The following is a 19,834-nucleotide window of genomic DNA, read 5'->3' as shown; positions in this document are numbered from 1 at the left end:
AAAGATAAAAGGGCAATCAGTCGTGGTTGCTCTTTTTTATTGTGCTTTGCACATTTTCTCGGTAGGGCGAAATTTCTCTTTAAAAATTAATACCATTAACGCCAATAATACTATTTTTATGAATATCGTCTCTTGGAGGCCGTGGGGATATTCATGGATATGACATAAATAACTGGTGTGAATAAAATTAGCAATGATTATCAAGCTATTAATGAGTATCAACCGAGTATGAGTCATTAATAGTAATAACATCAAACTAAAAATTGTTAAAATCACTGATAGTCCCCACATAAGAGCAGAGTGGGAAGTTTCACCATGATTCAAAGTCAGCAGCATCATCACTGTTATTAATAAAGTCGAAATGATCTCTTTATTACTAAGACTCAATAATAGTTTTATCTTATTCATGACATGATTCATCTTAATTATTTATAGGATTTTACGATTATAAGACAAAATCAGAGGTATTTATAAAAAATTTTAACCAAACCAATTGCTGATTCAGCATTAAAGTAAAAAGATGAAATGAAACATTAACACCATTAATAACAAAGACATACTGCACAACACAAAAGTAACAAGTTGAACACAATACTTGATTAATAAACAGACAGTTATTCATTTTTTGTTTTCTTGTTCATTTTACAATTCTTTTTTAATTCAATATTGGTAATCTTAATTTTCAATTTGGTGTTTACTATTCCTGCTTTTTTATTCTGTTTATATGCTTCTTATTTAATCTAGCTAAAATGCAAAAAAGCGCAACGAGTTAAGATAAATAATACCTATACCTAAAGTAATTGGCGTTGCTAGTAGGCGGCAAGTCAGTGAAGCCCCATGAGTATAGGTTTTCTATATGATTGGGGCGAATGAATATGGCCAACAACCTAGCAACTTCAAGTAAGAAGGGGATAAAACGTTGCGCCAATATCTTCAAATGAATATGTCGATTAGATAGCCGTTAATTGATGAAGTTTTTTCTTCTCTGAAATTAAACGGATAGTCTCTTTTAATAGCATGATACGAGGTTCAATACTGTCGATTTCCACATACTCTGCAGTGCTATGGAAACCACCACCAATGGAACTCATGCCATCTAATGTAGGAATGCCTAATGACGCCGTGGTATTCGCATCAGAACCACCGCCACACGCCATCCAAGTAATAGGAATATTGACATTCTCACCCGCTTTTTCTACCAGCTTCATTAGCTTTTCTGTTTCTGTTGATGGGCTCATGGCAGGTACAAACGCAGATTGTGTAATAGTTGCAGACGTTCCTTCAACGAAACTTGTTTCAGCCATTGCCATCAAACGGCCGTGAATATCTTGATACTCACTGTTATCCCAATAACGAAGATCAACTACCGCTTCGGCACTGTCAGCAACCACGTTAGCCGTTACCCCACCCGAAACAACGCCAACATTTAACGTTGTGCCAGACTCAAGGTTAGAAAGCTTATCAACATTAACAATCCAGTTTGCCATTTCAGAAATCGCACTGCGTCCTTTTTCTGGATCATTGCCTGAGTGGGCGGCAACACCACTAAATTTGACGTTATAGCGCGCCATTCCTTTTCTTGCTTTAACTAACGAACCTTCATAACGCCCCGCTTCCGCCACTAATGCACACGAAGATTTTTTCGCAATCTCAGTGATCCACTCTTTTGAATATGTTGAGCCAATCTCTTCATCTGGATTCATCACCACACAAATAGACAAGTTATCTAATACCGCAGGATCTGACATTTTTAATGCATGAACAATGGTTAATAAACCCGTTTTCATATCACCACATCCAGGGCCATAAATACGAGTCTCGTCCATGGTCATCGGGCGTTCGGCGACAGTACCAACAGGGAAAACCGTATCCATGTGACCTAATAACATTAAGTCAATTTTTTTAGTTTCTGGCTTATTACGGATCTCAAGACCTTTACCAGCGTCACCTAAAGCAACTTCTTTAATCTGCCAATTGAAGGCTTGATACTTCTCACTCATTTGAGCAGCAATATTGTTAATACCGTCAACATTCAAGGTGCCACAATCAACATTAACTAATGCACGTAATTCTTCAATATAACTTGTTAAATCAAAACTCATTGTCGTTACCTCTAATTTTTATTATTTTTATTAAGGAATCTTTCTAAAAAATGGCTTTAAAAAAGGCTACTCAATCAGATTAAGTAGCCTATTATGGTGTTACTCTTATTTTAGTAAAATTCAGCTATTACAACTTAGTTATTACAACTAATTAAACAAAAATATTCATGATAAACATGGCGATAAAGGCGTTAAGCACCGAAATTGCAATCATGATTGGAATATATTTGCCTTTAGTGCCAACAACACCAAGAATACGACCAGCATACTGAACTTGTGAGCCCATTAAATACATTGCAGGCGCTAAAATCGCTAAATGTTCACCAGACAGAAGACCAGCATCAAATAAGCTAATAGCAACACCAACACCGCCCCCCATCGACATCCAAGAGCCGAGTAAGACTGTTGCCGCTTCACCCGGTAGACCAAAGACCCCCATCACAGGAGCAAAAATAGTCCCGATCATCGAAAGTAAACCAGTGATAGTAAGGATTTTAATCACAACAAATGCCATTAATACATTTGGAATTGTGCTTAATGTGGCAATCTTCCAGCCTTTTACTGCACCACGAACAAAAACATCGGTTACCATTGGTTTTTTAGTTGCTGCATCAGACATTATGCCGTCTCCTCATTAAGTTCTTTATTTGCTGTTTTCTTGCTGCTTCTCTTCTCTTCGAAATTTAGGTAAATACGGAACAGATTTGCACCAACAACCTTCATAACCAACATCACCACTAAACATAGGCCAATCGAAGCAGGAACCGCCGTTGAGCCATCCATCGCCGTTAAGGTAAATAACACAGCACCTGATGAGAAGAAGTTAACGATGGTTGCACCCGCTGAGAATTGGAACATGGTAAAGACATCACACTCTTTTTGTGTAATATGCCCCTCATCTAACAATCCTCGTGTCATGGAAGCCCCGGCATCGGTCGATTGTAATGAAGCAATTAATGCCAAACCTGTAGAACCCGGGACACTTAAAAGAGGACGAAGAAGCGGTGTCATTAGTTTACGTGCCGCGGCAAGTGCGCCGTAATGCTCCAAGACTTCGACCATCGCAAGAGCGAACATCACTGTCGGTACTAATGTTAATGCAAAGATAAAACCATCTTTAGCACCGCTACCGCCTTTACCTCGAAAAGAGGTCGCAGCAGTTTGAACACCTTCAGCAGCATCTTGTACTTGGTAAACCACTTTACCAAAAGAACCATTTAAAGTTGTAAAATCAAAAGCACCATACCAGTTACCTGATTTTAATAAGCCAGAAAAAAAGATGGCCGCAAAAGCAAGGGCGATATAACAACCAATTGTCACTTTCCTTGCGTTACTATTTGAGTTACTCATAGTTAATCCATATTGTTATTGTTTTAGACAGATTCTTGTTTTAGACAAATTGATCATACAAGAACCTAGTTCTTTTCTCATCAATAAATACCCATTAATGAGTATCCAGTTTCATAACTTCCACTGTAATCACAATACACAAACTCTTACATTTTAAACTCTGGATAAACCACTAAATTGATGATATTTAGGAGTAAATAATCAAACAACAATAAAACAAATTCGACCAAATCCATCACAAGGCAATCAGCACCACAACAATAAAGCAACAAAAAGTAACCATAAATAGATAACTGAAATAATTACGCGTTATACCTAAAATAATTGGCGTTGCTAGTAGGCGGCAAACATGGAGGGTATAGATATAAAAAGAGCCAATGATATTATGAAGCGTTGAATTAAAGCTCTAAGTTACATATTTATCAAATGTAATTAGAGTTACTTGTGGGCAAGCGAATGTCGCTAACAGCCTAGCAACTTCAAGTCAGAAGGGTATATACTTCAAGTAATAAAGGGATAAAAACACCTCAATAATGGAAAGCATAAAATGGTAGATTTAACTCGACGTCGACTATTTAGTAAAAAACGTCATGATCCAGAGCCAGCAACTCGTTTGCCTTGGTTAAAAAGTCACGCTTTATTTATCGATAAATGTACTCGGTGTCAGCACTGCTTAACTGCTTGTGAAACATCCATTATCGTAAAAGGTGAAGGTGGCTTTCCCACTGTCGATTTCACTATTGATGAATGTACATTCTGTTATCAATGTGCAACGGTTTGCCCTGAAGATCTTTTTCTTGAACAAGATCAGACACCTTGGCAAGTAACAGCAAAGATTGATAACCGCTGTTTAGCGACCAATAATGTTGAGTGTCGTAGCTGTCAAGATATCTGCGAACCGATGGCGATTCAGTTTAAACTCCAGTCAGGGCAAGTAGCTCAACCTAATCTAGACATTTCGCTTTGTAATGGGTGTGGTGCTTGTGTTTCCATTTGCCCGACGAAGGCAATAGTCATGATCAGTAAAAAATCTGCAATTCATCAATAAGCCTGCCATAACATCCTATTAATTCAGCGAATTCTAGCCTCATAATTGATATCTATAAATTGTGTTCTATAGTCTAAACTTAATGGATAAACCACTCATTTAAAAACAGAGACAAATTTTTAATTATGTCATTAGGTGAAGTACATATTTCTAGTTTAGTGGTTCAGGCATTTCCTGAGCATTTAGAACAAGTCAAAGCTGCTATCGAGGCAATCGATAGCGCTGAAATTTATGGAGCAGACAAGAACGGAAAGATAATTGTTGTACTAGAAACAGAAAATCAAGGATTTGTTACTGATATTATTGAAAAGATCAATAACTTACCTAATACATTAAGTACTGCATTGATCTACCATCAAATTGAAACCGATTTAGATCAATTAGACGAAACAATACTCAATACAAAATCTGAGGGTGATGTATGAAAATGACCAGACGTGCGTTTGTTAAGGCAAATGCAGCTGCTTCGGCTGCCGCGGTTGCGGGTGTCACACTACCAGCCAGCGCAACCAACTTAATCGCAAGCTCCGACCAAACAAAAATAAAATGGGATAAAGCTCCTTGTCGCTTCTGTGGTACTGGTTGCTCAGTTCTTGTGGGAACCCAAAACGGAAAAATAGTCGCGACACAAGGTGATCCTAAAGCGCCCGTAAACAAAGGTCTAAACTGTATTAAAGGCTATTTCCTCTCTAAAATTATGTACGGAGAAGACCGCCTAACAACTCCGCTACTTAGAATGAAAGATGGGAAATATGCCAAAGATGGTGACTTCCAACCCGTCTCTTGGGATACCGCTTTTGATATAATGGCAGAGAAATGGAAAGCTGCGCTGAAAGAGAAAGGCCCCTCTGCAATCGGTATGTTTGGTTCAGGTCAATGGACAGTTCAAGAAGGTTATGCTGCAGTAAAAATGCAGAAGGCAGGTTTCCGCTCTAACAATATTGAGCCCAATGCGCGTCACTGTATGGCATCAGCGGTAGTCGGTTTCATGCGTACCTTTGGTATTGATGAGCCAATGGGCTGTTATGATGACTTTGAAAATGCCGACACGTTTGTGCTTTGGGGCTCAAATATGGCAGAGATGCATCCTGTTTTATGGACACGTATCGCCGATCGTCGTTTAAGTCATCCTCATGTTCAAGTCAATGTCTTATCAACCTATTATCACCGCTCTTTTGAGTTAGCCGATCACGGATACATCTTTACTCCTCAATCTGATCTTGCGATTGCTAACTACATTGCTAATTACATCGTACAAAATGATGCGGTAAATTGGGATTTCGTTAAGAAACATACTCATTTCAAACAAGCGACCACGGACATTGGTTATGGTTTACGCGATAGTGATCCATTGCAAAAGAAAGCCAAAAATCCAAATTCAGGAAAAATGAGTGATATCTCTTTTGAAGAGTATAAAGCCTCTGTTGCCCCTTATACGGTAGAGAAAGCCTCTGAAATGTCTGGCGTATCAGAAGAGAATTTACTGAAGTTGGCAAAACAATATGCCGATCCAAACACTAAAATCATGTCACTTTGGACGATGGGCGTAAACCAACATACCCGTGGTGTATGGATGCAGAGCTTGATCTACAACCTTCACCTTTTAACCGGTCGTATCGCAACGCCAGGTAACAGCCCATTCTCATTAACAGGTCAACCTTCTGCTTGTGGTACAGCACGAGAAGTCGGCACATTTGGCCACCGTTTACCCGCTGATATGGTGGTTGCAAACCCTAAACACCGTGCAACGGCTGAAAAAATTTGGAAACTACCTACAGGAACCATTGATCCTAAACCCGGGTTTCACGCCGTACTACAAGACAGAAAGCTCAATGATGGTGCACTGAATGCTTACTGGATTATGTGTAATAATAATCTTCAAGCAGGGCCAAATATCAATGAAGACCGAATGCCGGGCTACCGTAACCCTGATAACTTTATCGTCTGTTCAGACCCCTACCCGACTGCATCAGCACAAGCCTCGGATCTTATTTTGCCGACGGCTATGTGGGTAGAAAAAGAGGGCGCTTATGGTAATGCAGAGCGTCGAACTCAAGCTTGGTACCAACAAGTAAAATCTGTTGAAGGGGCAAAATCTGACCTTTGGCAAATCATGGAGTTCAGTAAGCGCTTTAAGATTGAAGACGTGTGGGGTGAAGAGTTAATTGCGCAAAAGCCAGAATACCGTGGCAAGACCATGTATGACGTACTGTATCGTAATGGACAAGTTGATCAATTCCCTCTTTCTGAAGCTCAAGAACTAAACGATGAATCTCATGACTTTGGCTTCTATGTACAAAAAGGCTTATTTGAAGAATATGCGTCATTTGGACGTGGTCATGGCCACGATTTAGCCCCTTATGATCGTTATCATCAAGAGCGCGGTCTGCGTTGGCCTGTCGTGGATGGCAAAGAGACGTTATGGCGATTTAAAGAAGGTTCAGACCCTTACGTTAAGCCTGGTTCTGATTATGATTTCTATGGTAAGCCTGATGGCAAGGCCAATATTATATCTGCGCCATATGAAGCGCCACCAGAAGTCCCTAATGCAGAATACGACCTATGGTTATGTACTGGGCGCGTATTAGAGCACTGGCACACAGGCACTATGACTCGCCGAGTACCTGAGCTTTATAAAGCAGTTCCTGATGCACTTTGTTATATCCACCCAGCTGATGCAAAAGAGCGTGATTTACGTCGTGGAGATGAAGTACTCATTGAGAATAAACGTGGCGAAATTCGCGTTCGTGTCGAGACCCGTGGTCGCAACCGTCCACCAAGAGGATTGGTATTCGTTCCATTCTTTGATGCTCGAATCCTTGTTAACAAATTGATTTTAGATGCGACTGATCCACTCTCTAAGCAGACAGACTTTAAGAAGTGCCCAGTCAAAATCACTAAAGTGGCTCTAAAGTAATCGCCTGATTTTAAACTAAATAAATACGTTTAAATGAACAATTAAGTACTTTAAACCGAGTCATTTTAAATAAATAGCAAACATGGAGAAAGAGAATGAAACGTATATTTGCGATGCTTATTTCATTCAGTATTTTACTAATGAGCTCTGCTTATGCTGAGCAAACCCAAGACGTTTACCCTGGTGGTAATGGTGGAGTTGAATCCCTACGTGGGCCCGTTGAAATTGAAATCACTCGCCCAGCGGATGATTGGAAGCGCCAACCTAAATTTCACTCAACATTAGAGGCCGATTACGTCTATCAACCACCGTTGATCCCACATAATATCCGTCATTATGAGGTCTCTCTTAATGTTAACAAATGTCTAGCGTGCCATAGTTGGAAAAATGCGGATGAAATGGGTGCAACCAAGATCAGTGTGACTCACTTTATTAGTCGTGATGATGAGGTGTTATCTGATGTTTCACCTCGCCGTTACTTCTGTCTACAGTGTCACGTCCCACAGAAGGATGCTAAGCCATTAGTTGAAAATGAATTTAAACCCGTTAAGTCTCTACAATAACTTGGCATAAGGAGAGACTAATATGAAATTATTAAAAGCATTTTGGAAGCGGTTAAGATCACCCAGTAAAGCCGCAATGGGGTTTATTCTCCTTATCGGCTTTTCTGGCAGCTTAATTCTCTGGGGAGGGTTCAATGCGGTGATGGAAGCATCAAGTACAGAAGAGTTCTGTGGTGACTGCCACGCCCCTATCGTTGAGGAGATCCAAGAGACCATTCACTATTCAAACCGTTCTGGTGTGCGTGCTGAGTGTGCTGATTGTCACCTCCCTCATGATTGGCCCTCAAAGCTTGCACGTAAACTTCAGGCATCGAAAGAGATCTATGGGGATCTAATCGGTGTTATCGATACCGATGAGAAGTTTAATGAGCGTCGATTAGAGATTGCATCAGTCGAGTGGCAACGTCTAAAAGCCAATGATTCACAGGAGTGTCGAAACTGTCACCAATTTGAATTTATGGACTTTTCTGAACAGGGACCTCGTGGTGCACGATTACACGCCACCGAGTTAGCCTCTGGTGAAAAGACCTGTATCGACTGTCACAAAGGGATTGCCCACGAATTACCGGATATGCACGGTGTAGAAGGTTGGTAAACGAGGAGTATTTATGAGTCCGTTAGAGATAACCTTTTGGAAAGTCTTAGGCTACTTAGCTTTGCCCGGCATTTTTATTATTGGTTTTATTATTGTCGCTGTTTTTGCCGCTGTTCTTTTAGCAGTCACCAAAGATAAAGAGATAAATTAAAAATTAATTTAATGCTTTCGATAATATCGATCAAAAAGCCCCGTTTATCATGATATAACTATCATAGTAAACGGGGCTTTTTTATTCGAGCTCAACAAACCGAGTATTAACCAAGGTAATCAGGTGGGTAAATCATAGAATCACACTGAAAGTTTCAAATTAATAATAATTGTAAATTTTTTAAAATAAATATTGGTTAAATACTTGACAATAATAGAGCCCTTGCCAGCTCTTGTTTTTATGAGATTTTAACATAGTTATCCACTGTTTCTGTGCATAAACCGCCCTGTGGATAAGTTTGTTATCTATTAAAATGCAACAAATTTTCACAAAATGTCAACATCAAGTATAATTAAAAATCCTTGACCTGAGTCAAAGAATCCACCGTAAGCCATATTACATTTTCATAAGGAGCGAAGATGCTTAATCTAGCCATTATTGGTACTAATTGGATCACAGAAAAGTTCATTGATGCATCCCATCAGAGCGGAGAGTTTACTCTCAAGGCAATCTATTCCCGCCAATTAAAACATGCGGAGTTCTTTGCTAAGAATTACCAACAAACTGAACAATATGACGATCTTGTTGCACTTGCTCATGCGACCAATATTGATGCTGTATATATCGCTAGCCCAAACTCTCTGCACTATCAACAAGCTCTGCTGATGCTAAAAAATGGCAAGCATGTGATATGTGAAAAGCCATTAGCCTCTAATTTAGCTCAAGTTGAAGAGATGTATCAAGTGGCCAAAGAGAACAACGTCATTCTGTTTGAAGCATTTAAAACGCCTTTTTTACCGAACTTTCAAGTTATCAAAGACAATTTGGCACAGCTGGGTTCAATCAGACATGGATTAATCAACTATTGCCAGTACTCTTCTCGTTATCAAAAATACTTAAATGGCGAGAACCCAAACACCTTTAACCCTCGTTTCTCAAATGGCTCAATCATGGATATTGGTTATTACTGTCTTGGGGCTGCGATTGAACTATTTGGCCGTCCAAACTCGGTGAAAGCAGAGGCTTTTCTTTTAGAGTCAGGTGTTGATGGCAATGGCAGTGTTATCTTAAATTATGGTGACTTTAATATTGTTATTCTTCACTCAAAAGTGAGCGATAGTAAAATTGACAGTGAAATCCAAGGAGAATCTGGATCATTAGTTATTAGCCATATTTCGGAATGCGATAGTGTTACGTTAATGACTCGAGAAGGCAAAACAGAACAATTAATGGTACCACAAGAAGAGAATAGCATGATTTATGAAGCTCAAGCTTTTGCTGATCAAATCAACGCTAACAACCCAGATTTAGCGGCTCAACAACGTTCATTAATCGTTGCTGAAATATTAACCGAAATACGTCAACAGACGGGTGTTCTTTTCCCGGCAGATCAGGTATAACTAGTTATTCGTCTTGAACAAAACGTTGTTTCCTATTTAACATGATTAAAAATAGAAACATTATCAAGATACGTTATTGGTATAAAAAACGTCACCTCAATAACATATGTATGGTTATGTTGTTGAGGTGACATCTAGACTTATTAACCGTCAATTTTCGTCATATCAGACTGAAATTTAAAGAAAAATCATTATGGAGAACTACCAATGGAATGGTATTTAGCCGTTATCCTTTTTGCATTTAGTTCAACCATTACCCCTGGACCCAATAACATTATGATCATGTCCTCAGGGGTTAATTTTGGAATTAAAAAAAGCATTCCCCATCTATTAGGCATCGCCATTGGTTTTCCCTTTATGGTGGCTGCTGTTGGTATTGGCTTTTCAGCTCTTTTTACGCTGTTCCCACAGCTTCATGAGATAATTAAAACGGTAGGGGTTGCCTACCTTCTTTATCTTGCATGGATGATTGCTAATTCAGCCGCATCCGATCTTTCAGTGAAGAAAAAACATGCCATTAGTTTTACTCAAGCAGCCCTATTTCAGTGGGTTAACCCAAAGGCTTGGGTGATGGCAACTGGCGCGATTGCTGCATACACATCAATCAATGAGAATTTATCTTGGCAAGTCATGATGATTAGCTTTAGTTTCTTTGTTGTTGCAATCCCTTGCGTCGGCACTTGGTTACTTTTTGGTTCTTATCTAGCGAAATACTTGGAAAACATCAAATACAGAACTTATTTTAATCGAAGTATGGCGCTGCTTTTAGTGATCTCAATTTTGCCAACAACAATTGATATGTTGAAACAATATTTTTCCTAGTTCTAGTAATCAAAGTGAAATCAGTAATATACCCTTCTTACTTGAAGTTGCTAGGTTGTTGGCGATATTCATTCGCCCCAATCATATAGAAAATCTATACTCATGAGGCCTCATTCACTTGCCGCCTACTAGCAACTCCAATTACTTTGGATATAGAGGAGTAAAAATGAAAAGAAAAAGCGTAATTCAAATACGATCAACAGAATCTTCTGATGCAGAGGCACTCAAAGCAATTTATGAACAAGTAAATGCGTATTCAGGAACACTTCAACTCCCCTTCCCCTCTTTAGAACTATGGCAAAAGCGACTGAATGGAATACCTGAGAATGTCTACTCTTTTGTCGCATTAATCGATCAGGAAATTGTTGGAAATATTGGTTTTGAAATTAATCTATCACCACGAAGGAGACACGTTGGCTCATTTGGTATGGGCGTAAAAGATACGTATATCGGTCGAGGGGTCGGAAGCCGACTCATTGAAACTGTCATTGAGCTATCTGATAATTGGCTAAATTTAAAACGTATCGAATTAACTGTTTATACCGATAATCAGGCCGCTATCGCATTATATGAAAAATTTGGTTTTGTCATAGAAGGAAAATCTGAAGATTATGCGTTTAGAAATGGGGAGTATATCTCTGTATATCATATGGCAAGGATTAATCTAAATCGGTGACATTTCATACAAAACAATCTCCTTTATATTGTAATTTAAGTAAATTAAGCTAGTAAATAGTCTTAATCAGGTAAAAAATAAGTTTTGATATAAAATATATATCAGAACCTTTTTTTATTTCCTTAATATATGCCCAAACTCAATCCTCGTAATCAGGCAATTCGTAATACCAGTATTGTCAGCTTATGTACTAATATTTCCTTAGCCTGTTTAAAAATGGTCTTTGGTAAATTTGGCCATTCTCAAGCGCTATTTGCTGATGGTCTGCTTTCTTTATCTGATGCCATTGTCGATATTGTCTCTATTATTGGAATTAAATTTTGGGCGAAACCCGCAGATGCGGACCACCCTAAAGGCCACCATAAATTAGAACAGATTATCAGTATACTTGTTGGTGCAAGTATCGCATTTGGTGGCTTCTTATTGGCTCAAGATGCTCTACAATCATTAATTCAGGTTGAAGAGACAAAGCCAACCTTGCATATCTCTGTCTTAATCGTTATTGCTATTGTGCTTATCAGCAAAAGTATTCTCTATTTTTGGGTCTCTAAACGAGCAACAAAATGGAAATCAACGGTACTTTTCGCGAATGCTACTGACCATAAAGTCGATCTTTTTAGTAGCCTAATCCCTTTGGTTGCTATTTTGATTGAGTATTATTTACCTATTCACTACAGCGTTGACCCATTTGCCTCTTTGATTGTATGTGGTTTCATCTTTTATGCCGCATGGAATATCATTAAAGAATCAACCTTTATCTTAATGGACGGCTTACCTGATGAAGTAAACTTGGAGCCTATTCCAAAATTAATCAATAGCGTAACAAAGTCAGGAACACTAACCCAATATACCATTGAATCTCTTGATCATAAGAATATTCTTATGATTGAAATGAACTACCCAGAAGAATTCACCTTGAAGGAGTGTCAGCAGGATTGCCAACAACTCATAAAAATATGTATGGACTCCATTGATTTTATTGACCAAGCAAAAATAACAATTGTAGGAGGGACAGATGAAACTGTTTCATAAAATGGCAATTAGACACAAAGATGCTCATCATCTATCTCCCTCTGCACCAAGTAAAAAGTTTTGGTTCTTTCTCGGCCCGGCTTTTGTTGCGGCAATCGGGTATATCGATCCCGGTAACTACGCCACCAATATTCAAGCGGGGGCTCAATATGGGTATATATTATTATGGGTTGTGGTTGCTGCAAATTTAATGGCGGCTTTGATCCAATTCCTCTCTTCGAAATTAGGGTTAGTTTCGCAAAAAAGTCTCGCTAACCATATTCGTGATCATGTGTCGACGCCTGTCCGTTATGGCTATTGGATTCAAGCAGAGATAACCGCAATGGCAACAGATCTGGCGGAGTTTGTCGGTGCATCCTTAGGCTTCCATTTAGTCCTCGGTATTTCATTAATGGAAGGTGCTATATGTACGGCTGTATTGAGCTGGCTCATATTAATCCTACAAGGTCGTAGTTTAAAGAAACTAGAGTTTGTAATTGGTGTGATGCTTGCCATTGTCTGCGTTATGTATATTGCAGAACTTGTCTTCGCCCACCCAGATCCAACAAAAGTAATAGAAGGTATGTTGATCCCTGAAATTCCAGATGAAAATGCGCTTTACCTTGCAACAGGGATCTTAGGGGCAACCATCATGCCCCATGTTATCTACCTTCACTCCTCGCTATCTAAAGGAGATAAAACCACATTAACTGAAGATGAAAAGAGTAAAGCAGTTAAATCCAGTTACTGGGATGTCGGTATCGCTATGTGTATTGCCAGCTTTGTTAATTTAGCGATGTTAGCAATGGCCGCCGCAGTCTTCTTCGGGTTACCCGATGCAGCCAGTCATGCCGATTTAACCAATGCTTATAAAACCTTAACCCCAATATTGGGTGATTCAGCCAGCTTAATATTTGGACTCTCTTTAGTCGTTGCTGGGGTTGCGTCAACGGTAGTAGGAACACTTGCTGGTCAGGAGATGATGCAGGATTTTGTGCTATTTAAAATACCGGTTTCTCTTCGTCGTTTTATTACGATGCTTCCTTCTTTTGTTGTTATCTACTATGGATTCAATGTCACTGAAATATTAGTGATGTCACAAGTCGTATTAAGTTTTGGTATTGCACTCGCAGTCATTCCATTGGTTATCTTTTGTTCAAATAAAAAAATCATGGGTGAATTTGTAATCTCAAAGATGACTAAAATTATAGGTTGGGCTGTGATTGTAGTGATTGTTTCACTTAATGTATTTTTAATTGCAACATCGCTTTAATTGATGCTCTATCCATTAATGCCGTTGGTAATTAAAATTGGACTAGAATATTAAAAAATGAGATTGATATTTCTATAACTAGTACAGAAATATCAATCTATAACAATGAGACTACAGAGAAAATCTATTATGCCCCACCACCATCATCATAATGTAGAGAATTATAACCGTCTATTTGCCCTTGGTATTGGCTTAAATGTTATCTATGTTTTAGTGGAGGGAATTTATGGCTTTAGTGTAGATTCTTTAGCATTAATTGCTGATGCTGGTCATAACTTAAGTGATGTTTTCTCATTATTATTAGCTTGGGGAGCTTATGCATTAGTAAAGAAAGCAGTCACAACACGTAAAACTTTTGGTTTAAAGAAAGTCACTGTATTAGCCTCTTTAACCAGTGCACTATTTTTAATTTCATCATTGGCAATTATCGCTTATGAAGCAATTTATCGATTTGGCAACCCCGTTTCAACATCAGGCACGGTCATCATGATTGTTGCAGCCATTGGTATTGTGATTAATGGCTTAACAGCAATGTTATTTGCGCATGATAAAAATCATGACCTCAATATCAAGGGGGTTTTTATTCATATGGCAGGTGATGCGTTAGTCTCTCTGGGCGTCATTATCTCTGGATTATTAATCAACATTACTCATTGGCATTGGCTTGACTCAGTGACTAGTCTAATTCTTGTTGTAATGGTACTCATGGCAACATGGCCACTATTTAAGGCGTCATTTAATTTTGCTTGCGATGGCGTTCCTGAAAATATTGACACAATGGAAATAGCAAATAAATTAGTTTCAATACCGGGGGTTAATCAACTTCATAACTTCCATATTTGGCCTGTGAGTACAACCGAAAATGCAATGATTTCCCATGTGGTTACCGATATAGAAACAGACGATTACCCTGAATTATTAGCGAAAATAGAGAAAGTTCTGCAAGAAGATTACAATATAATTCAATCCACCATCCAATTTGAATCCCCAACAACAGCAAAAGAGTGCGAAGCATTAGAACACCAGCTAGGACTTACAATCGATAAGATCTCTTAATCTAAAGATAAAAATTTGATATTGCCGATGACATCATTCATTCTATTAAAAACGGTATTATCTAAAAGGATGAGTAATGCATGTCGGTCAATGCCATTGCGGTAATATTAAATTATCTATTCAACAATTAACTGAAACAGCAACATCTTGTAACTGTTCGATTTGTATAAGGTATCAAGCTCTTTGGGGCTATTTCACCGAATCACAAGTTTTACTGTCCATTGGCTTACATGGAATAAATCATTACTGCCAGGGGGATAAGATGATCAATTTCTATGCTTGCCCCCACTGTTTCTGTGTCACCCACTACCGCTCAAGCACACCAACAGAGAATAGTCGGTTTGCGGTCAATTATCATTTATTTGATACACAATTAATTCAACACTCGACAATGAAAATCAAACATTTTGACGGGGCTAATAGCTGGCAATATATTAATTAATAAAGAGGGTAACGATGATTAAAGTTCGAGATTTTAACATTTAAGATACAGAAGAGCTGGCTCACCCTTTTTTAAAAGGTTTGGCTTTTATAACCATCCAAAACAAGAAGTCAATATTCGAGGCGAAATGTTAATTAGTTATCTTATGACCAAAGAAACTAGAAATGACTTTAAAAGAGACAACTGGAAATAATTACAACCTAGATATAAATGAAACAAATCACAATGACATTACAGTAATAATTATTAACATAATAAAATGATTTTATTGATTATTTTTCTTTAATATTTATTTACAATCCTAGCCAACAAAACAAATTATGGCTAACCAATTGAAACTAAATATTATTTTAACAATAGTTACCTTTATACATTTAATTGTATCCATTGTTCCAATCTCAGCCTATTTATTCAACCTAGAGAATAAGTTGTTACTAGCCTTTTTCGCACTTCTTTCTTCTGTTTGTGGATTAATGATGTTAATTGTCATTACAAGTTGGAAGTTAAAATTAATCTTATCAATGATATTAATATCAAAAGGCGTACACGGTATTTACCTCTTTTATCATTACCCGAATTCACTTGTATTGGTCATTGCCACAAGCTTTTTATTATTAACGCTCTTTATTAATTATATCGTATTCTGCCAGAAGAAACTTGAAGGGAAAATAACAGAATATAAGAGATAAAAAGAGAGTGAAGCCTCATCCTATATTCGATGTAGTATTCACCAATCAAATTATCTCTTTTTACATCAGGGGATTTCGATTGAAATTTATCCTCGCTCACCCAATTTAACTGTACCGTCTTGAGCAAACCACAACGCTTGTTTACGCTTCTTACCAATTAAAATTGGACCATCATCAAAGAATAGGAAGTTTTTCCATGTCCTTTTAAAAACGCCCCACGTCGTTTCAATCACATTATACTTTTCATAACAAAAATAGATGGTTACTTGGTCTTGCCAATCAATATACTCTGAAATTTCTGTAGGTAGATCGGTTCCATCTGCTTCCCATGTTGTTTGCCAATCGACAGTTTCTGGTTGCCATAAGCTTTGATTAACAGGCCAATCACCTCGTTCAAAATGCTCTGGATCAGGGCTTTGTGCACTAATAAAGTCTTTCCAAAGCTGCATGCTGCGAGCCTGTGTCATTGGTTTAATTAACGCGTAATCTTGTTCAGAAACAGGCATTGATGGGTGAGTAAAAATCCACTTTTTGGAATATTCATCTAAATTTTGATAGCTCATTGTTCTCTTCTTTTTGCACTTAGCCTACTTTTATCTTATCACTTTTTATTGCGACTGTTTCAGGTATCTTATCGTCACGCCTTGATTATTGTTGTTTCATTTTTGGAATAGCGAGTTTACTAATCCAACATATACAAGATGAACCAAACTCAACTATGCTGTAGTCATTGAGCACAACATCATTTAATAGGAATCCTATGACAACATTTGAAATGGTAACACTACTTTTAGCGACAATGGGACCAATGAAAATTACGATTGCATTCTCTAAGGTTTCTTTAGATATGCCATCATAAATGAAACGAGCAGTCGCATTTAAAACCACAATGATTGCCACATCCATTTGTTTGCTCTTTTTATTAGGTGGCAGTGTTTTACTTTCAATGTTTCATATTGATCTTGCATTATTAAGTGTTGCTGGCGGTATTATTCTATTCCTTTATGCGATTCAAATGGTAATGGAAGAACCTAAAGAGGGGGATAATAATAGTAAGCCGAAAAAAGTTTCTCCAAGTGTTGCTATTTCTCCCTTAGCTATGCCATTCATGGCAACACCACAAGCTTTAGTCGCAATAACAACCCTCTCGGCGGGTGCGCCAGAAGTCAGCGGCAAGCTAATGTTATTTGCTGTCATTGTTGCGATTGCCTTACTCGATTTAATTTTTATGTTAAATGTAGAAAAAATAATGAAATTTGCTGGTCGAGAGATCATTCAGATTATTGCAAAAATTGCCGGTATTTTACTTTTAGCATTAGCAACACAGATGATTGTTGGTGGCTTAGCGGATGGTTTAGCAAATTTAGGGTTGATTCCAGCGTATTAAAACAAACGAGACAATCATTCCATGAACGAAAAAACCCTCAATCTAAATGAAAATATATTCATCAAAATTGAGGGTTTTATACTTTTAATTAGAAAGCGTTTCACAATCTAATGTGCTATTTAAAATAACTCAAAAAACTGAATTCACGCTTATCGAGGTGAAACACCTAAAGCTCTAACTGTTTCAATATTCAAATAACGGTCAACAGGTAAGTTATTCTTACGTTGGAACGCATTAACTGCCCTCATTGTATGCTTCCCAATGACGCCATCAATTTCAATCGGATCAAATCCACGAGCCTTAAGCGCCAGTTGGATATCACGGATACGATCTCGGGTCATATTAGTCTCACATAAAATACTACGCCATTCCATTCGACCATCTCTCACCAGTTCACGACGAGTTACCGTCTTTTCAACGGCAGGAATAGTTGTTCGTGCTTCCTTAGCTGGCACCACTAACTTTTTAACTTGAACCGTTTTATACTTAGCTGGGATATCAACGGTACGGTACGTTGCTTCGTTAACAACCACTTTCTTAGTGACATTTTGATAACGATCTTTCTTCTCAAGTAGACAGATCTTATTGCCTGTACGTGTTGTTTTAGTCAACTGCTGACTATTCACGTTATGCCAAATGCGCTCATCATTATCAACATGACGTGTTCTGGTCACGGCCTTATATTTAGCGGGAATATCAACACGGGTAGTTTGACCTTCCGACACTAGCTTGCGAACTTTAACCGTTTTATATTTAGCGGGAATAATCTCTTCACGCGTCGTTGCAGGTGTACTAATTACGCGACGAGAAATCGTCTTATAAGTGGCAGGAACTTCGACAAGACACATGATTTCACCTGTCGCTTCATCAATCTTCTGTATTGGCCCTGTTCCTTTTTTCCAAACGGTATGTGCAGGTTTATCCATAACACGTTCTGTTTCTGTTCTATAAACAGCTGGGACAGTCACAATACGGCTTGACGCTTCTTGTACTAACACTTGCTCTTCAACCCAACGATATACAGGTTCACTCACCGAAACTCGGCTTGTTGCTTCACTAACCAAAACTTGCTCGTCATATCTTTCAACGCGGTCTGGTGTAAAGTGCTCATGATAACAAGAATTGACAGGTGCATTATCGAGATCAATACCGCCTCTTCGTGCCGCATCTAAAACAGCTTGGTTCGCTTTTGGTGAACTCCAATTACGATCGGTACGCCAAGAACGCTCACCTTCACTGACTAATACACGTTCGGTACGGGTTTCATATTTAGCTGGAATTGCAACCTTCTTTGTACCCGCTTCACTCACTACAACGCGCTCATTAACCATTTCGTATCGAGCAGGTTGTACTGTTACTTTTTCATAGGCCTCTTTTGCTACATAATTATCTGTAATCGTTTTATATGTTGGTTCAACCCAGACTCGCGCATAACACTCACCTGGTTTCGCCATTGGTGGTAATAGAGAATCGTTACCATACTGTTTAACTTGATCCTGTTCAATAATCGCAGGAAGAGTCACTGGTTTTACTTGTTCAACCACTATCGGTTTATTCTCTACTACAACGTGTTCTGTTGACTCAACTTGATTATTAGAACAACCAACAAGAGTGAGCATTAAGCCAAATGCTGTCACTAGCTTATAATGCATAATGAACTCCTAATATTTATTATTATGAATTTACTTAAATGAAATTATTTTAATTTATTATCGTTTATTACTAGATATTATTAATAATATAAAGATTAAAAAAGCAAGTGGAATAATAGATAACTTATCGAAAAAGATCCATTTAATTTATATTAAATCTATAAAAACCAAAATAAATATAATTAAATAAATAATACTAATTAATAAAATAATCAGAACCAAAAATAGAGAAGAAGTGAATAACCCCTAACGATAATTAATATTCATTAGAGAGTTTCACTTGAAGTCGCTAGGTTGTTAGCTGGACTTGCTCGCCCCAATTATATAGTACACCTATACTCATGCGGCCTAACTCACTTGCCGCCTACTAGCAACGCCAATTATTTTAGGTATATATCATTAAGAAAAGAATCAATAAGTAAATCAGAAGCCGATAACAACCAACCTCAATATTCGTTACTGTTGTATTGCAATAAAAATCTAACCTTTCTTTACTGTGCTATCAATCTGTTATTTTAGTTAAATAAAACCCTCATTCTTATAGAGTTTAATCCATGACTCAAATTGCACATTGAGATGAATATACTGTGACTTATATTTTAACATGGAAAATATATTTAAATAGAACACTGATATAGTAAGTTTTAATTTATTATACTTAAGTTAACTCAATCATATTAAGTAGTTAAATTGATTAAGT

Annotated in this window: 19 protein-coding genes; 14 read left to right on the top strand and 5 right to left on the bottom strand. The window is 37.9% G+C overall.

Going from position 1 to position 19,834, the window contains the following annotated elements; genetic code table 11:
* Window positions 1-950 precede the first annotated feature (950 nt).
* The 3 genes from L0B53_RS02990 to L0B53_RS02980 form a co-directional block, all read right to left on the bottom strand.
* Window positions 951-2,102 carry a M20 family metallopeptidase gene (locus tag L0B53_RS02990; protein ID WP_235058990.1) on the bottom strand — a complete coding sequence of 384 codons (1,152 nt, stop codon included), beginning with the start codon at window positions 2,100-2,102 and terminating at the stop codon, window positions 951-953.
* 151 nt (window positions 2,103-2,253) lie between these two features.
* Window positions 2,254-2,721 carry a YjiG family protein gene (locus L0B53_RS02985; protein ID WP_235058989.1) on the bottom strand — a complete coding sequence of 156 codons (468 nt, stop codon included), beginning with the start codon at window positions 2,719-2,721 and terminating at the stop codon, window positions 2,254-2,256.
* Window positions 2,721-3,452 (bottom strand): nucleoside recognition domain-containing protein, encoded by a 732-nt coding sequence (locus tag L0B53_RS02980; protein WP_235058988.1) that lies wholly within the window; start codon window positions 3,450-3,452, stop codon window positions 2,721-2,723. Before L0B53_RS02980 ends, L0B53_RS02985 begins: the two co-directional genes overlap by 1 nt.
* 547 nt (window positions 3,453-3,999) lie before the next feature.
* Here L0B53_RS02980 and napF point away from each other — a divergent pair.
* From napF to L0B53_RS02915, 13 genes are all read left to right on the top strand, one after another.
* Complete coding sequence (napF, locus tag L0B53_RS02975; RefSeq protein ID WP_235058987.1) at window positions 4,000-4,500, top strand: ferredoxin-type protein NapF; 501 nt, start codon at window positions 4,000-4,002, stop codon at window positions 4,498-4,500.
* A 125-nt stretch (window positions 4,501-4,625) separates the two neighbouring features.
* Window positions 4,626-4,925, top strand: a complete 300-nt coding sequence (locus tag L0B53_RS02970; protein ID WP_235058986.1) for a chaperone NapD — start codon at window positions 4,626-4,628, stop codon at window positions 4,923-4,925.
* Window positions 4,922-7,417 (top strand): periplasmic nitrate reductase subunit alpha, encoded by a 2,496-nt coding sequence (gene napA, locus L0B53_RS02965; protein WP_235058985.1) that lies wholly within the window; start codon window positions 4,922-4,924, stop codon window positions 7,415-7,417. The genes L0B53_RS02970 and napA overlap by 4 nt, the downstream gene beginning before the upstream one ends.
* A 95-nt stretch (window positions 7,418-7,512) precedes the next feature.
* Window positions 7,513-7,980 (top strand): nitrate reductase cytochrome c-type subunit, encoded by a 468-nt coding sequence (locus L0B53_RS02960; protein ID WP_235058984.1) that lies wholly within the window; start codon window positions 7,513-7,515, stop codon window positions 7,978-7,980.
* Between the two features lie 22 nt (window positions 7,981-8,002).
* Window positions 8,003-8,575: a NapC/NirT family cytochrome c gene (locus L0B53_RS02955; protein WP_235058983.1), complete on the top strand. Its 573-nt coding sequence runs from the start codon at window positions 8,003-8,005 to the stop codon at window positions 8,573-8,575.
* A 13-nt stretch (window positions 8,576-8,588) separates the two neighbouring features.
* On the top strand, window positions 8,589-8,726 hold the full coding sequence (locus tag L0B53_RS02950) for a TIGR02808 family protein (protein ID WP_235058982.1): 138 nt from the start codon (window positions 8,589-8,591) through the stop codon (window positions 8,724-8,726).
* A gap of 419 nt (window positions 8,727-9,145) precedes the next feature.
* Window positions 9,146-10,126 (top strand): Gfo/Idh/MocA family protein, encoded by a 981-nt coding sequence (locus tag L0B53_RS02945; RefSeq protein ID WP_235058981.1) that lies wholly within the window; start codon window positions 9,146-9,148, stop codon window positions 10,124-10,126.
* A 207-nt stretch (window positions 10,127-10,333) separates the two neighbouring features.
* Window positions 10,334-10,948 carry a LysE family translocator gene (locus tag L0B53_RS02940; protein WP_235058980.1) on the top strand — a complete coding sequence of 205 codons (615 nt, stop codon included), beginning with the start codon at window positions 10,334-10,336 and terminating at the stop codon, window positions 10,946-10,948.
* 166 nt (window positions 10,949-11,114) lie between these two features.
* A complete protein-coding gene (locus L0B53_RS02935; RefSeq protein WP_235058979.1) occupies window positions 11,115-11,624 on the top strand; it encodes a GNAT family N-acetyltransferase in 510 nt (169 codons plus the stop codon).
* 129 nt (window positions 11,625-11,753) lie between these two features.
* On the top strand, window positions 11,754-12,656 hold the full coding sequence (locus L0B53_RS02930) for a cation diffusion facilitator family transporter (protein ID WP_235058978.1): 903 nt from the start codon (window positions 11,754-11,756) through the stop codon (window positions 12,654-12,656).
* Entirely contained in the window at window positions 12,640-13,908 is a 1,269-nt protein-coding gene (locus L0B53_RS02925) for an Nramp family divalent metal transporter (RefSeq protein WP_235058977.1), read from the top strand. Before L0B53_RS02930 ends, L0B53_RS02925 begins: the two co-directional genes overlap by 17 nt.
* A 129-nt stretch (window positions 13,909-14,037) precedes the next feature.
* The gene (locus L0B53_RS02920; protein WP_235058976.1) at window positions 14,038-14,964 is read left to right on the top strand and encodes a cation diffusion facilitator family transporter; all 927 of its coding nucleotides are present in this window, start codon (window positions 14,038-14,040) and stop codon (window positions 14,962-14,964) included.
* A 76-nt stretch (window positions 14,965-15,040) separates the two neighbouring features.
* A complete protein-coding gene (locus L0B53_RS02915; protein ID WP_235058975.1) occupies window positions 15,041-15,406 on the top strand; it encodes an aldehyde-activating protein in 366 nt (121 codons plus the stop codon).
* A gap of 775 nt (window positions 15,407-16,181) precedes the next feature.
* On the opposite strand, the gene L0B53_RS02910 is transcribed toward L0B53_RS02915, so the two are convergent.
* Window positions 16,182-16,658 (bottom strand): DUF2947 domain-containing protein, encoded by a 477-nt coding sequence (locus L0B53_RS02910; RefSeq protein ID WP_235058974.1) that lies wholly within the window; start codon window positions 16,656-16,658, stop codon window positions 16,182-16,184.
* Between the two features lie 296 nt (window positions 16,659-16,954).
* Here L0B53_RS02910 and L0B53_RS02905 point away from each other — a divergent pair, with 296 nt between their 5' ends.
* On the top strand, window positions 16,955-17,482 hold the full coding sequence (locus L0B53_RS02905; RefSeq protein WP_235058973.1) for a MarC family protein: 528 nt from the start codon (window positions 16,955-16,957) through the stop codon (window positions 17,480-17,482).
* 149 nt (window positions 17,483-17,631) lie between these two features.
* On the opposite strand, the gene L0B53_RS02900 is transcribed toward L0B53_RS02905, so the two are convergent.
* Window positions 17,632-19,134: a peptidoglycan-binding protein gene (locus tag L0B53_RS02900; protein ID WP_235058972.1), complete on the bottom strand. Its 1,503-nt coding sequence runs from the start codon at window positions 19,132-19,134 to the stop codon at window positions 17,632-17,634.
* Window positions 19,135-19,834 lie beyond the last annotated feature (700 nt).

Source organism: Vibrio sp. SS-MA-C1-2, from assembly GCF_021513135.1.
Classification (GTDB): Bacteria; Pseudomonadota; Gammaproteobacteria; order Enterobacterales; family Vibrionaceae.
Note: the sequence above shows the minus strand (reverse complement) of the source record. Positions and strands in the feature narration are given on the sequence as shown.